This is a genomic window from Kitasatospora sp. NPDC097605 (assembly GCF_040302725.1).
Classification (GTDB): domain Bacteria; phylum Actinomycetota; class Actinomycetes; order Streptomycetales; family Streptomycetaceae; genus Kitasatospora.
The window spans coordinates 34,975-49,729 of sequence record NZ_JBEOSF010000020.1 but is presented as its reverse complement, the minus strand read 5'-3'; the positions used below and the strand labels follow the sequence as shown (position 1 = coordinate 49,729).

The following is a 14,755-nucleotide window of genomic DNA, read 5'->3' as shown; positions in this document are numbered from 1 at the left end:
TGCGGGGGGCCGGAAACACCCGGAGGGGCGCGGGTTGTCAGCCGGGTTCGGGGGGACCGTCCGACCAGCCGCCCGCCTCCCGGTCCTCCAGTTGCTCGCGCAGGTGCGCGAGGGTGGCGGCCAGCAGGCGCGAGACGTGCATCTGCGAGACGCCGATCCGCTCGGCGATCTCGGACTGCGTCCGGTCCTCCCAGAAGCGCAGCTTGAGCACCACCTGCTCGCGCTGCGGCAGCTGTCCGAGCAGGGGGCGGACGGCGGTGCGGAACTCCGCCAGCTCGATGCCGGGGTCGCAGGAGCCGAGCCGGTCCAGCAGCGCGCTGCCGGACTCGTCGGTGTCCTGGTCGCGCAGCGCGTCCAGCGAGTTGGGCCGGTAGACCCGGCCGGCGACCAGCCCCTCGACGACGTCGTCGACGGTGAGGTGCAGCTCCTCGGCGATCTCCTCGGGGTGCGGGAGACGGCCGAGCCGCTGCTCCAGCCGGTCCGAGCCGCGGGCGACGGTCAGGTAGAACTCCTGCATCCGGCGCGGGACGCGGACCGGCCAGGAGGTGTCGCGGAAGAACCGCTTGATCTCACCGGCGATGGTGGGGATGGCGTAGGTCACGAACTCGACGCCGCGGGCCGGGTCGTACCCGTCGACCGCCTTGATCAGGCCGACCGTGCCGACCTGGAGGATGTCGTCCATGTCCTCCGGGCGGTGGCGGAAGCGGCCGGCGATGAACCGCACCAGCGGCATGTTGAGTTCGATGATGGTCCCGCGCACGTAGCTGTAGGCGTGCGTCTCGCGGGGCAGCCCGGCGAGGCGCTCGAACAGCGCGTCGCTGAGTTCGCGGGCCTCGGCCTTGCCCATGACCCGCAGCTGCGCCGTGGTGGGGCGCGGGGGCAGGTCCGGCGGCAGCCCGTCCGGCGGTGCGGGCGGGGGATCGGTGCGATGGCCGGTTCGGAGTGTCGGAGTGGACACGGCGGTTCTCCAGGGGGCGGGAACGCCTCGGGGCACGGGGAACGCCGGGCGGTATGGCCCGTACGCACCGCGGCTCCTCTTCCCGAAGACCTCTGCCCGGCTTCTTCAAGCGACGGTCCAGGTGGCGCCCGGCGGGCGCGGGAGCGGCCGGCGGTGTGCTCTCCGGCCGCTCCGTTGGTGTTGGTACCCAGCACGGGGCGATTGATGCCTGTTCGTCCCGTTTTACCGTCCGCGACGCGGATGGACGCGTTGCGGCCCCGTCCTCACCCGGCGGGCGACCAGCAGGACGCCGGTCGCCAGCCAGACGACGGAGAACAGCGCCAGCGCGACGGCCGTGTGCAGCGTCGCGCTGACCAGCAGCAGGCCGAGCGAGAGCGCCGTCAGCAGCGCCAGGACCGACCCCGACGCCCGGGCGGCCGCCTCCATCGCCCCACCCACCCGGCCGGGCAGCACGAACCGCATCGTCCGCAGCCGCTGATCCAGCCGCCGGTCCGCTCGAAGGTCACCCTCGATCTCCGCCAGGATGCGCCGCTCCCGGCTCGACAGCCCCGGCCCGTCCATGGCCGCCACCTCCGCACCAGCGCCCTGCGGCCCCCCGGACACCCACGCGGGTGCCCCCGCGGCCGCACGGCAATCCGCCCGGCGTGCCCGGGGGCTACCAGGCGTCCGTGCCGGACCGGCACAGGACCATCCGCAGGTCGGGGCCCACCTCCACCTCCACCTCCGTGTACGTGTGCGAGAAGATCACGCCCGCGTCGTGGCCCTCACCAGATGGCCGGGTTCGACCAGCACAGAACCATCCGCGGACGGTCGGTGACCTTCACGCTGAGCTTCTCCTCCGCGGTGATCACGCCCGGTACCGGCGCCTCGATGTCGATGACGTACAGACGCGGGTACGCGTGGGAGGTGCGCAGCAGGGCGAAGACGCGGTTCCCGTTGGGGTCCACGGCGAGTCCGGTCACGACCCCGTCGTCGGTCAGGGCGACGGTGTGCGTGGTGGTGTCGCGGTAGTGGAGGTCGACCTTCCCGTCGGTGCGTCCGACCGCGAGCAGCCGGTCGTCGGGGGGAGCGACGGGGTCGCAGGCCGAGAGGAGCGGATGGGGGTAGGTCACCAGGGCGGTCGGAGTGCCCCAGTGGCCCGTCTCGGCCCGGCACAGGCTCTTCCCGTCGGCGCTGACGTGGTACAGGTACGTTCCGTCGAAGGAAGCCGCGAAGCCGATGAGGGCGGGCCAGGTCACGCGGTACTTCTCGGTGACGGCCGCGTCCTTGGGGGCCTCGAACCAGAGCAGGGTGCCGTTCGAGAGCTTGCTCTGGGTGACCACGCAGAAGGTGTCCGAGAGCGCGGGGACGGCCGTGTAGACGTCCGTTCCGGGGGCGGCCGCGAGGTAGGTGTCCTTCTCTTCGAGACCGGAGCCGGCGTCGAGCGCGGCCGTCCTGGGGACCGCGATGGCCGCCTTGCCATTCCGGGTGCCGCAGACCAGCAGCCGGGAGCCGCCGGCGACCACGTGCGCCCGGTGGATGCGCAACTCGCCGTTCGCCAGCGTCGTGCTGACGCCGTTCTCCTCGGTCCACCATTCGAGCTCGCTCGGGCGCAGCGACCTGACAGTGCTCTTGAGACAGGCGTAGAGCCGTCGGCGGTCCCCAGGGAAGGCCAGGGCGTCGATGTCGTCCATCGCCTTTCCGTGCTGGTGGTCGAAGTCCACGGTGTTGGGAGTGTCGGCCGCCAGGACGCTGTCCGTCGTGAAGGCGTACGACTGAACCGTGTTCGACTCGTCGACCGAGAGGTCGGGGAGGTAGAGGCGGTCGTAGGGGCCTTCGAGGTACGACTCCTCCAGGTGTGCGGGGTAGGTCGCTCCGTGGCCGGTGATCTTCAGGGGGTCCGCGGTGCTCTTGGTCTCCATATCGCCGAAGCGATCCCAGACGAAGTGGAGAAGATGCAGGGACTGCGAGGAGGTGCTCCGCGGGTCGAAGCAGACGGCGTCCGTCCGCCGGGGAATGCGGTCCTCCAGGTGGGCACCGACCTCAAGTGTCATCCGGGAGGAGCTGGGCAGGCCTGTTTCGAGGTTGCAGACGTAGTAGTCGTTGCCATTGAACAGGTAGGCCTCGCTGTCGCCGATGGCGGTGGCCGCAGTGATGCCGTGCGCGAACCCCTGGTCGAGGGAGAAGAACTTGGCGGGGTCGGCGTCGTCCGGAGTGACGATCCCGCCCTTCTCCAGATCGAGCTTCAGATAGCGGTCACCACGGAACATCCAGAGCTGGTCGCCTGCAACGAAGGCGGCCCGGTAGGGGTGGCGCCCGGCGGTGAAGCGCAGTTCGGGCCACCGGACGGTGAGGTGTTGCAGGCAATCGGTCGACGCCGCCCAGGAGCCCTTCGCGGCGCGACGGAACTCGGCGAACCAGGTACCGCGGAAGGTCCAGAGCACATCGTCCTCGGGCTTCTTCCCGGCGAGGATGACCGCACCGGTGAGGCCCTTCGCGTACGGGGTGGGGATCTTGGCCCAGTCCTTCTCGGCCATGGGCTCTCCTCTCAAGTGGTCTGCAGCGGGCCGCGGCCCATGGGGTACCAGGTGATCTGGGCGGTGTAGTGGCCCGCGTCGGACCCGGTCTGGACGGCGACGGTGGCGCCCCGGGGAACGGGTGTGAGCAGGTTGCGCGGCCCGCTGCCGGCCGGGGCGGTCGCCTCCGCACGATGGGTGACATGGTTGGCGGCCGTCACCACGATCAGCGCGTGGGCGTTCTTTCCGCCGGTGCCCGCCTGGATGAAGGCGGCGACCAGTCCGTCCGTGGTGGCACGGCCCTGCAGGGCGAACGGCTCCGTCCGCGACGTCTGCGGCAGCAGGGCGACGGGCTCGGTGAGCAGCGAGACGGTGCCGTCGGCGGTGAGGCCGCCCGCGACGAGGTCGGGGACGCGGACGCCGACGGTCAGGGTCCGTCCGCTGGTGACGGTCTTGTCGGCCTCGGTGCCGGTGGCAATGAGGGCGAAGGCCGTGGTGGCGGTGATGCCCGCCTCGCAGGTCCAGGTCCCGTCACCGGCGGCGGTCGTGAACGAGTCGACGGGGACCGGGCTCGCGTCGCCGTAGCAGAGGGTGTACGTCAGACCGGTCGTGGGCGCGGTGGCGTGCCAGTGGAGGGTGAAGGGCTGTCCGGCCTTGTCGACGTCGGGGGGATCCGCCCAGAAGCTCGTGATGGTCTCGGTGCGACCGGTCACGGTGTGGAGGGCGGCCCGCGAGGCGGGTCGCGGGGTGTGGGGGGTGATCTCGATCCGGGTGGTGCCGTGGTCGGGGCGCAGGCCGGTGAGGACGAGGTCGAGCCGTTCGCCGGGGGCGAGGGTCACCGGGCGGCCGGGGCGCAGGTCGTGGCGCGCGGGGCCGTCGGGGCTCAGGACCCACGCGCCGTCGTCGGCCGCCACCGAGGGAACGCCGACGGCGGCGGCGGGCCGGCTGGTGAGGGTGACGCTGGTGCAGATGACCGGCTCGGCGGTGGGGTTGGTCAGGGTGAGGCGCAGGGCGTCGGCGGTGCCGTGGGGCCCGAGGGTGCAGGCCAAGGGTGCGGCAGTGGTCATGTCGGAGAGCTCTCTTCGCTGTTGAGGGCGGCTCTGCCCCAGGGCTGCCAGCGCAGGGTGACGGTGATCGTGTCGGGCATGCTGCCGTCGGCGCCTTTCCGGCGCTTGCCGTCGACCAGGTTCCAGCTGACGGTGACCTTGCTGTCGGCGGGAACGAGGACGTCGAGTGTCTCGGCGGGCCTGCGCCGGTCGGGCTCGCCGGGGCCTTGGCAGCTGATCCTGCTGAAGTGCCCGCTCTGGTCGGTGCCGCCCTTCGGTACGACGTGGACGCCGAGCTCGGCCGTCGCACCGTCGCTGAGGGTGCGGATGGTGCCGGTGAGCAGCCCGTCGGTCTCGGCCCGGTAGAACCGCCGCACCGGCTGGTCCGCGTACATCTCGGTCTGCAGGGGCTCCAGCGGCCCGGCGCTGGGGGACGGGCGCAGGAGGTGGACGGGGCCGGTGGCCTCCAGGGTCCTGACGTGGAGCTGCGGGTTGGACACGGTCACGGTGGTGTCCAGGACCATCAGCGGCTTGTCGATGTCCCCGGTGGTGCAGGCCCGGAGCTGGAAGACGGTGTCCTGGGTGATCGCGGCCCGGCTGTAGGAGGTCACCGTGGTGACCTCCACCTGCCGGTCGTCCCAGAGCAGGAAGGCCTTGCAGCCGGCCGGAAGGGCGGCGCGCCAGGACAGGGTGGGGCAGGTGCCGGCGCGCACGACGCTCCGCACGGGGCGGAAGTCGGCGAAGACGAACCCCGCCGGGCCCTTGGGCAGGGGGGCCGGCCAGGTCGTGCCGGTGGTGGCGGCGCCCACCGGGCCGGTGGTCTCCTCGATGGTGAGGGAAGCGGTCCCGGGGGCGGAGTTGATCTCCAGTTCGGAGAAGGTGAACTCCAGGGACGCCGCACCGGCCTCGACGGTGCCGTAGCCGGGCTGGGGTGTGGCGACGAACCGTCCGCTGTCGTTGATCTGCTCCAGGTTCCAGGTCCCGTAGGGGCAGCCGGTGCCGATGTCGCCGTGGTGGACCTCGGGGAGCAGGTCGGTCTCGGCGTCCCCCTCGGGAAAGGTGAAGGCGAGGCTGTCGCAGGTGAGGGCCTCGCCGGCGGCGCGGAAGACCTTGACGGAGACGGTGCCGTAGCGCTTGGTGCCTTTGACGGAGCAGTTCAGGGGAGCGGGGACGGTGACGACGTCGTAGGCGAGCCGCCCCTTGGTGCCGTCGGTGTCGCCGATGGTGGTCATCGGTCGTCCTGGGCGGCGGTGGGTCGGGTGAGGGTGAGGTAGCCGGTGCGGGCGTCGGGGACGGTGTCGGGCGGGTGGACGAGGGTGTCGGTGTGTCCGATCTCCAGGTGTTTCCAGGGTTGCGCGCCACCCCCGGGTTCGGCGCGTTCCCACCAGGTCCAGGTGCCGTGCCAGCTTCCCGGTGACGGCAGGGCCAGCGCCGGCGCCCCGACGGGCTGCCCGGTGTCGGTTCCGCTGCCGGCCCCCGTGCGGGCGAGGGTGGCCAGCACGGGGCCGGTGGGTACGCACAGGGCGATCCGGGCCAGGGGGCCGCGAAGGGCGCTCTCGGGCACCCGGGTCGCGGCGGTGGGCAGGACGCCGGTGGCCGCGTGGAGGCGGGTGAACGGGTCGACCAGCATGGTCACCCAGGCGGCCGCGCCGGATGCCGGTCTGTCCCCGTAGGGCGTGTTGTCGGCACCGGCCACGGGGAACGCGGAGGGGGTGACCGGGCGGGTGTAGGGGGTGTCCCGGTCTCGGTCGCCCTTCTTCGACGGGGTCTGGTCGGCGTACGGGCTGTAGAGGTGGATGTACCCCGTGGGTGTGCCGGGCGGGGCGGTGCAGTAGCCGATCAGGCCGTCGGAGGGACGGGAGGCGTCGCCCAGCCGGAACGGCCAGACGGTGGTCCGCAGGGGGTTGCCGTCGGCGGGGTCGGGCCCGGCGAGGAGGCGGTCCCAGGTGGGCCGGGGGTGGGGGGCGTCGGCCAGTTCGACGCGCAGGCGGGCGCGGACGACGGCCAGGGGGCGCCCGCTGACCAGGGCCCAGGGGGTGGTGTGGCTGTCGTCGGGGGTGGCGATGGCTTTCAGGCCGTCGTCGATGACCTGGCGCAGTGCGGTGTAGGCGGCCACCGCGCCTTCGCGGTCGCGGTCGGCGAGGCCGCGCAGGAGGTCGCCGAGGTGCGGGTGCTGCGCCGTGAAGGCGTCGGTGAGCAGGTCGGCGGTCTCCAGGACGGATGAGCCGGGCAGCGGACACCAGTCCAGCCGGCGGTCGTCGTCGGGGCCGGTGACGAGGAGTTCGCCCAGACCGGTGCCGTCGGCGGCGTAGACGGTGAGGATGTCGCGGTGGTGGTCGGGGACGATCCAGCCGCAGACGGGACCGTGGTCGGGGGTGCCCTTGGGCGTGGAGGCGGCTTCGGTGGACAGGACGAGGTGGTCGTCGGCGGGGCTGACGAGTTCGATCAGGGCCCGGGCTGCCTGGTGGATGCGGGGCTGGAGCTGGGCGAAGGTCGCGGGGTCGCCGTCCTCGTAGAGCAGGGTGGTGCCGGTGTGGTCGCCGGGCCGGGGCAGGTGGCCGGCGGGGTGGGCGGTGTTGGGGGTCAGGTCGGTGGAGCGGGCCAGGTCGGCCGCGGCGGCGTCCTGCTCGTGGTCGATGTGGTCGTAGGCGCGTCCGAAGCGGTCGACGACCACCAGGCTCGCGAGCCGGAACTGGGCGCCGGCCGCGCCCTGGCCCCAGGGCTGCGGGGCGGGGCCGGGGACGGCACGGACGGGGGCGGTGAGGTCGACGAGTGCGTCGGTCGGGTCGTAGGTCGACACGGTCCGGCGCTGGGCGAGGTAGGCGCCCAGGCCGTCCAGGCTCTGGCAGATCTGGGAGGCGGTGGTCTTGTCGTCGAGGGTGTGCAGGTCGTCCGCCTCGGCGTCGGGGTGGCGGCGGAGGTGGTCGTGGATGCGTCCGCGGACCAGGAAGCCCGGCAGCGCGACGAGCAGGGCCCGGCCGGGCAGGTTGTGCAGGGTGGTTCCGCCGAGGTCGTGGTCCTCGGGCTTGCCGCGGCCGTCGACGTGCCAGTGGTGGCCGTCGAAGTGCCAGCCCTCGGCGTTGTCGGGCCCGACGGGCAGGGTGTGCACGGCGGCGTCCCACAGGAGGAACAGCGGCTGCCAGGGCTGGGTCCACAGGGTGGTGTCCGGCCAGGACGGTGCGCCGGTGCCCGCCGCGTGGGCCTGGTGGTGGTGGGCCTCGGCCCAGCTGCGCACGTCCGGCTCGGGCGGCTTCGCCGGTGCGCGGCGGGCTTCGTCGGCGGCCTGGTCGAGGGCGTTGAACTCGCGCAGCACCTGCGTCAGCGGCGCCCAGGGCACGGCGGCGATGACGGGCTGCCAGGCCTGCGCGGCCAGGCCGGGCGGTGCGGCCGGCAGGGAGCCCTCCTGTGCGGTGATGCGGTCGATCAGCTGCTCCTGCCGGCGGCATGGGACCTTGGCGCGCGGGGCCAGGTCCGGGCCGCTGCCCGCGCCCTCGATCAGGACGACGGGGTCCTGGGCACGGTGGTAGGGCGGGTGGACGACGCGTCCCAGGCGCTGCCCGTCGGCGAGTTTCAGCGCGGTGGCGGTCTGCTTCACGGCGGCCGTCAGCTGCGCGGTGGTGGCGCCGGTGGGGAGCTTGGCGCGCAGGGTGGCGAGCCGGTCGAGCAGGGCGGCGGCCTTCGCGGCCAGGCTGTCGGCGGCGGTCCGGTCCAGCTGGTGGTCGAGATCCTTGCGCCGGTCGGACGGGCAGGCCCGCGCGTCGGCGTTCTTGCCGGAGGGCAGCCCGGCCAGCCACCACAGCTCGTACAGCCGCCTCTGCACGTCGGCGAGTTCGCGGGCCGTCTGGTCGTGGTCGCGCTGGTCGGTGTTGAGCCGGTCGAGGGCGGTGGCCTGGTCGGCGGTGAGGGCGGGAGGCGGGGTGACGCCGCCTTTGCCGTCGGGCACGGGGGTGGCGGTGACGGCCCAGTGGCAGCCGGCCGGCACGGCGGTGAAGCAGGTGTCGCGTTCGGCCTCGTTCAGGGCGCGGGCCTGGTCATCGAGGACGTGGTCCAGGACGGTGAGGCGGCCACCGTCGAACGCCCGCCGCAGCAGCCGTTCGTCGTGGGGCAGGCCGTCGTGCTCGCGCAGGGCGTCGCGGGCGTCGGCGGTGTTGGTCCCCAGTGCGACCCGGACCGTGCCGGCGGCGTTGACGGGTTTGCCGGAGGGCCAGGCGCCGCCGGTGGTGTGCCAGTCGAGCCCGAGCACGGTGCCGGTGTAGAGGCTGCGCTCGGGGGTGTGGTCCGCGGAGGCCTGCCAGCCCAGCAGGTCCAGGCCGATCCGCGCCTTGTCCTTCGCGGCGAGGCCCGCCCCGCGGTAGCCGTGGAAGGCGAGCAGGGCGTCGAGGGGGCCGGTGCCCTGTCCGGTGGCGGTGAGGGGGTCGTCCTCGGCGTGGGAGTACCAGCCGGCGACGAGGTAGCTGACGTACCCGTCGGCGAGCGTGGCCGCCCCGGTGGCGTCCGTGAGCGGGTCGTGCAGGGAGAGGACGTCCTGGTTGAAGCTCTGGAAGAGGTGGAAGTCGGGGATGCCGCAGCCGTCGGCCGTCAGGAAGCGCGGCCGTCCGGTGTCCGCCGGGAGCCAGCCCGCGGTGCCCAGGGGGCGGGCGGCGCCGATCCGCACCGGCTTGCCGTCCAGCACGAACGGCGAGCCCTGCGGGGGGTTGCCGGTCGGCTTGTCGTGGACGTGGTCGCTCTCCACCAGCCACCCGGCGACCGTCGGCACCGGTGTGCCGGTCGTCGTCCGGGGCCGGTGGCAGCGCACCACCAGCCACCGGTCGGGCACCAGGGGGTGGGTGAACCCCGTGCCCGGTTCGGCGCGGGCGCGGCTGAGGGCGTGCGGCAGGTCCCACTGCACGTAGACGCCGTTGCCGCGCGGGTCGTCGGACCAGCCGGTGTCGTAGTTCGGCAGGTTGTGCAGCGGATCCTGGCGCAGCCGCGGCGGATGCGCGGCGAGGGCACTGAAGTCGGGTGGGACGCGGTGGAACGGCTCACCGCGCACCTGGTCGTTGACGGCCAGGGCGTTGACCGTCACGGGCACGATCAGCGTGGTGTCGCCTGTCACGACGCGGCCTCCTCGGCGGCGGGGGTGGGCTTGTCCGTGAAGCCGGGGCGGGTGAACAGCAGGCGCGGGGCGGTGTCCAGCAGTTGCAGGCCCAGCTCCGCCGACGTCAGCTCGGCGCGGTCCTTGCCGGGGGCGTCGGTGTACCACATCCCGTTGTCCGCCAGGGCGTCGCGCAGGGACCGGTTGAGGCACGGCCCGGGGTTCGTGCCGGTGGTCAGGACGGTCAGCACCTCGGTGGGCTGCTCGGACGTGCAGCCCGTGCGCCGCAGGGCGCCGACGCCCGTCAGGGTGCCGCCCCCGGCCTTGCCGAGGGTGCCGGCGTTGGCGAGGTCGCGCAGGTCGATGGTGTCGGCGCCGTCGAGGCCGTAGTGCGGTTGCTCGGCGGGACGGCGCAGGACGACCTGACCGGGCGTGCCGGTGAAGCAGGCGAGCAGCAGGTCTGGGGCCGGGCGCCGGGGCGGGCTGTGGAGGACGGACGTGGCCGGGGTGCCGGCGACGGCTTCGACGAACAGCGACGGCCAGTCGCGCACCACGCGCGAGCGCACCAGCATCCCGCAGGACGGGAGGACCGCGTTCGCGAGGAGGCTCGTCAGCAGCTGTGTGGTGACGCTCCGGTCCAGGGAGGTGGCCTGGCCCATCCGCACCGCCCCGGCGAGCATGACGGCCAGCCAGTCGGCGTCCACCGCGAAGAAGCGCACGCTCTCGGGCGGCAGCATGCGCCGGTCGGGCACCAGGTGGTCCAGCGGCAGCGCGGCCAGCAGCCGGCGCGCGCTCAGGTGGTCGTCGAGGGTGGTGGTGTGCAGGTCCACCACCTGGGCCACCAGTTCGGCGAGGGTGGTCGCCTCCGGGGTTCCGGCCGCGTCCCGCAGCGCGCCCCTGGTGTCCGGCGCGGTCCGGACGCCGTCCGCGCCCGCCGGCGCGGTGCGGGGGGCGGCCAGGAGCGCTTCGAAGGCGTGGCGGGCGCCGCCGGTGGCCCGCAGGTGACCGGCGACCCGCACCGGACCGCCCGGCCCGGCGGCGGGTGCCGCGGTGCGGGCCCGCGCCAGCACCTCGTACGCGGCGCCCTGGCTGAGCGCGGTGTGCAGGGTGTTCTGGGCGTCCTTGCGCAGCACGGACAGGGCCTGGTTGAGGGCCGGGTCGGAGAGCGTGAGGAAGCGTCCGAGGGCGAACGCGCTGGCGTGGCTGACGTCGAACACGCCGTGGTCCTGGTCGTAGGCCAGGGCGTCCGTCTCGCCGGTCAGCTCCTCGGGCTTCCTGGCCGGCGGCGCCGGGGCGACCGGCGTGAACGGGCCCCGGTACCAGGCGAAGGTCCGCTCCCCCGTCGGCAGCCGGTGCGTGACGGGCACGTACCCCGCCCCGAGCCGCCGTCGGGCGGCGGCGCCGACGGGCGTGTCCGCGGTCTGCGGCGCGGCGCCGCCCGGCACCGGCAGGCGCAGCAACAGGTCCTTTCCGCTGCCGGCGACGAGATCGGTCAGGGCGTCCTGGAAGGAGCCCTTGGCGTCCGGGGCGTGCTGGAAGGACCACGAGTACAAGGACAGCAGCCGCACCGTGTCGACTTCCTGCCCGTCGCGTCGGAGCGGCCAGCTGCCGTGCAGGTGGTCGCCGAGCCCTTCCAGGGACACCAGGTGGGCGCTGTAGGGGCCCGGGGTGGCCGGGAGGCGGGCGGACAGGACGACGGCGCGGGCCTGCTCGGCGGTCTCGGCGGGGGTCCTGGTGCCGTCGGCCCAGGTACGGTCCGTGTTCTCGAACACGCGTCGTACGAACACGAGGTCGCCCGCCTCCTCCAGGCGGGGTGCGAGGTCGGTGAACACGTCCGCGGCCACGTCGAGGGTCTGGCAGTGGGTCAGGCCGGCGGGGATCTCCTCTTCTCCGAGGTCCGGCAGCAGGGTCTTGGCCGGCGGGTTCCTGCACTGCGCGAGGAAGTCGGTGACCGTCCGGCGGACCGTGGCCCTACCGGTGTCCTGATGGACCGGTGCCTCGTGGTCGGTCACGACGAGCAGCGCCAGCCACGGGGTTCGGTCCTGCTCGTCGTGGGCCTTCGCATGGCGCTGCCACGGCAGCGTCGGGTCGGTCAGCGAGAGGTGTGCCAGGGTCCGGCGGTGGTCGCCGTACCCGCCGGGCGGCGGGTGGACCCGGTCGACGGCGGTGGTGTCCAGGGCGAACCGCGGCCCGGCGACGGTCAGCTTGTGCACCGCCGGCGGCAGGTTGTCGGAGACGCCGTCTCCGGAGACGGCGGCGGTGACGGTGACCTCGTAGGTGCCGGTCTGCACCGACGGACGCAGCTCGTCCTGGAGGAGGAGTCGCCGGTCGAAGTCGCCCTCGGGGGCGGGGGCGGTGTCGGTCATGCGGTGCCTTCCGTGTCCTTGCACAGCAGCGGCTCGCTGCGCAGGTACCGCCACAGGTGGTCGCGGTAGTGCCGCAGGTCGTCCGGCGTGCAGCAGGCTCCTCGGCCGGCGGGGGCGAGGTTCCAGCCGGCGAGCTGGTCCGCGAGCGCGTCGCGTCCGTCGGCCCCGGAGCCGGTGACGGTCTCGGCGATGGTCACGCGCACATCGGACGCCGCCCGGGCGGCGGGCAGCGGGCTCGGCTGGACGGGCAGCGGTTCGGCGGGACCCTCGATCTCCTCGAAGTCGAGGATCCTCTCGGTGGTCGCCAGGCCGGGGTCGTCCTTCCCGGCGGGCGGCACGACCAGGCGCAGACCGGTGACGGCGTCGGTCGTCGCGTCGCCGCTCGGCAGGGCCGGGGCGTCCTCGCTGCCCAGGGGCGCGCCCCACAGACCCAGCGGTACCTTCCCGGTGACCGGCTCGACCGTCCACTTGTGGCCCTCGGTGTCGAAGCCGTTCCCGTCGTGGGTGACCTGGACGGTGTGGGTGGAGGTCAGCTTCCCCAGTCCCACCGGCCGCACCGGGACGTCGTCGCGGTCCTTCCACCCGGTCGGCGTACGGTCCTTGGCCGGGTCCGTGTTCTTGGGGTCGGTGCGCAGCCGGACGCGGGTGATGGGCACGGCGCTGCAGGTGGTGAGGGTGAACGCGTTTCGGGACATCTGCCAGACGGCGTCCTTGTCGGAGCCGGTGACCGGGAGCAGCCCTTCGGCGGGGTGGAGTTCGACGACGGGCCGGTGCAGGCGGCTGTCGCGGAACTCGGGCCAGCCGATGAGCCGGGGCCCGGTGGGCCGGTCCTCGCCGAAGCGGATGTCGAAGCTGCGGCCCAGGGCGTGGACGGTCGCGGTGCCGCCGGTCGGCGGTCCCCAGAACTCGACGCCGACGCCGAAGGTGCCGCGCAGCGGGATCAGCACGTCCAGTTCGACCCAGATGTCGGCGTGCGCGGTGACCTCGAAGTGGAAGGGGTCCCACTGCACCAGGGCGTCCATGCCGACATCGCAGCCGGCCTTGACCGGCCCGGCGTGGAAGCTGACCGACACGTCGGCGCCGACCATGAACGCCGACGGGGTCAGGGCGGCGTAGCAGTCCCCGCGCATCGACACGTTGTCCGACACCGACCAGGACAGCTGGAGGCGCTCCACATCGGGGTAGTGCGCGGGTTTGGTCCCCGCGAACCGGGGATGGTAGCCGCCGACGGTGGCCACGAAGTCGCCGGGGTGGGCGCTGGCGCCGAACCAGAGGCACAGCGCGGCCCCGCCGGACAGTTGGCAGGAGGGGTGCACGACGTACGAGCCGGGCGAGATCCTCGCGTAGGCGCCCAGGGTGTCGGTACGCGAGGAGTAGGAGGCGGACAGGTCGAGGCCGACCTTGGCGAACGGGTTCGCGCTGTCGGGGAACTCCGCGGCCAGGTGCCCGAGCAGGGCGAGGGTGAAGTCCTGGTCGGCGCCCGTGCCGAAGTCGACCAGCGCCATGGCGCTGCCCTTGAGGAACTTGAAGGAGTCGAAGTCGAGGCCGGCGGCCAGCCAGGCCCGTCCCGGCGCCGGGCTGATCCACGGCGCGGTGCCGCCGGTGAGCTTGTCCAGGTACACCAGCGGGCTGGTCAGCAGGTCGCCGGCCCCCTGGGGCATCAGCGGGAAGTCGCCCAGCTCCTCGACCTCGGGGATGCGCGCCGTGCTGTTGAAGCCGAACCCGGCCGCGGCCCCCGTGATGCGGAACGGCGGCGGCCCCACCCCTTCGCCGTCCTTGAGCGCGAGGCGGCCGAAGACGAACACCGACGGGCCGTGCCCGCTCTTCTGCGCGTAGCCGCCCACCGCCACCAGCGCCAGCGCCGGGGTCTCCACGGCGGCGGCGCCCTCGATCAGGACGCTGTATCCGGAGTCGTCGCGCAGCAGGAACGCGCCCGACACCTTCACCGGCGGCCGGTCCCAGGCGAGTCCGAGCCCGGCCAGGTGTGCCGTCACCTTCGAGGGGTCCTTGACGTCGATCCCGAGGCCCATGCCGTCGGCGGCGAAGGTGAGTCCGGCGAGTTCCACCGAAGCGTCCGCCAGCACCGACACGGTGGCCGGCGGCGCCTTGTACTGCACGCCCAGCCGCTCCAGGCGCACCGGCCCCAGGCCCCGCCCCACCGGGACCCAACCGATCACACCCGTCGTGCCGGCGCCTTTGTCGTCGGGGAACCTGCCGCCGGTGACCGTGCCGCTCTTCGCGGAGGCGCCCTGCATCGCCCAGATGTCCTCGCGCTTGCCCGCGAACGACGCCGTCACCCCCACGGCCAGGCTCGACTTCAGGTCCTCGCGCAGCAGCAGGTCCCCGCCGGCGACCTGGGCGAGCCCCACGTTCAGGCGGCGGACCTCGTCCGGGACCGGAGCCTTGCTCAGCGCCACGGCCGACAGCGCCTCCAGGCGCAGGTCCGCGTCCGCGGGGACGAGTTCCCCCACCACCGGAACGGCCCTCAGCCCGGCGTCCAGGCCCGCCCGGACCAGCACCGCCCACACCCGGGTCGAACCGCCGCCGCCCGCCGGCCCGCCCTCCCCCGCGGTCGCCCGCTCGTCCTGCTCGTCCTGCTCGTCCTGCTCGTCCACGGCCCGGCCTCCCGGTGAAGGACACCGCGCCGCTGCGACCCGCGGTGGTGGTCCGTGCGGACCACGCTGGTCCGTATCCACCGCCCGAGCCCGCCCACACCCGCACAAGGCCGTGTACGACCCAATGGCGGCGAGGACCACCCGAACACAGGAGAGCGGCCGGACGGCGGGCCGCGCGCCTCGGCGGCGGGGCACAGGCGC

The 14,755-nt window shown here is 73.7% G+C and carries 8 protein-coding genes; all 8 read right to left on the bottom strand.

Annotated features, from left to right (window positions below; all coding sequences use genetic code 11):
* Window positions 1-37 precede the first annotated feature (37 nt).
* A complete protein-coding gene (locus tag ABTX81_RS22815) occupies window positions 38-958 on the bottom strand; it encodes a SigB/SigF/SigG family RNA polymerase sigma factor (protein ID WP_350548567.1) in 921 nt (306 codons plus the stop codon).
* A gap of 222 nt (window positions 959-1,180) precedes the next feature.
* The gene (locus tag ABTX81_RS22810) at window positions 1,181-1,519 is read right to left on the bottom strand and encodes a hypothetical protein (protein ID WP_350548565.1); all 339 of its coding nucleotides are present in this window, start codon (window positions 1,517-1,519) and stop codon (window positions 1,181-1,183) included.
* Window positions 1,520-1,722: 203 nt separating this feature from the next.
* On the bottom strand, window positions 1,723-3,474 hold the full coding sequence (locus ABTX81_RS22805) for a hypothetical protein (protein ID WP_350548563.1): 1,752 nt from the start codon (window positions 3,472-3,474) through the stop codon (window positions 1,723-1,725).
* Between the two features lie 11 nt (window positions 3,475-3,485).
* Window positions 3,486-4,520, bottom strand: coding sequence for a hypothetical protein (locus tag ABTX81_RS22800; RefSeq protein ID WP_350548561.1), 1,035 nt, complete (start codon window positions 4,518-4,520; stop codon window positions 3,486-3,488).
* Window positions 4,517-5,731, bottom strand: coding sequence for a hypothetical protein (locus ABTX81_RS22795; RefSeq protein ID WP_350548559.1), 1,215 nt, complete (start codon window positions 5,729-5,731; stop codon window positions 4,517-4,519). The genes ABTX81_RS22800 and ABTX81_RS22795 overlap by 4 nt, the downstream gene beginning before the upstream one ends.
* Window positions 5,728-9,594, bottom strand: coding sequence for a hypothetical protein (locus ABTX81_RS22790; RefSeq protein ID WP_350548557.1), 3,867 nt, complete (start codon window positions 9,592-9,594; stop codon window positions 5,728-5,730). Before ABTX81_RS22790 ends, ABTX81_RS22795 begins: the two co-directional genes overlap by 4 nt.
* A complete protein-coding gene (locus ABTX81_RS22785; protein WP_350548555.1) occupies window positions 9,591-11,939 on the bottom strand; it encodes a hypothetical protein in 2,349 nt (782 codons plus the stop codon). Before ABTX81_RS22785 ends, ABTX81_RS22790 begins: the two co-directional genes overlap by 4 nt.
* On the bottom strand, window positions 11,936-14,554 hold the full coding sequence (locus tag ABTX81_RS22780) for a DUF6603 domain-containing protein (RefSeq protein WP_350548553.1): 2,619 nt from the start codon (window positions 14,552-14,554) through the stop codon (window positions 11,936-11,938). The genes ABTX81_RS22785 and ABTX81_RS22780 overlap by 4 nt, the downstream gene beginning before the upstream one ends.
* Window positions 14,555-14,755: the final 201 nt, after the last annotated feature.

Excerpts from the sequence above, each read along its gene's own strand:
- ABTX81_RS22810 (WP_350548565.1), bottom strand. The coding sequence starts at position 1,519 with ATGGACGGGCCGGGGCTGTCGAGCCGGGAGCGGCGCATCCTGGCGGAG.
- ABTX81_RS22805 (WP_350548563.1), bottom strand. The coding sequence starts at position 3,474 with ATGGCCGAGAAGGACTGGGCCAAGATCCCCACCCCGTACGCGAAGGGC.
- ABTX81_RS22800 (WP_350548561.1), bottom strand. The coding sequence starts at position 4,520 with ATGACCACTGCCGCACCCTTGGCCTGCACCCTCGGGCCCCACGGCACC.
- ABTX81_RS22795 (WP_350548559.1), bottom strand. The coding sequence starts at position 5,731 with ATGACCACCATCGGCGACACCGACGGCACCAAGGGGCGGCTCGCCTAC.
- ABTX81_RS22785 (WP_350548555.1), bottom strand. The coding sequence starts at position 11,939 with ATGACCGACACCGCCCCCGCCCCCGAGGGCGACTTCGACCGGCGACTC.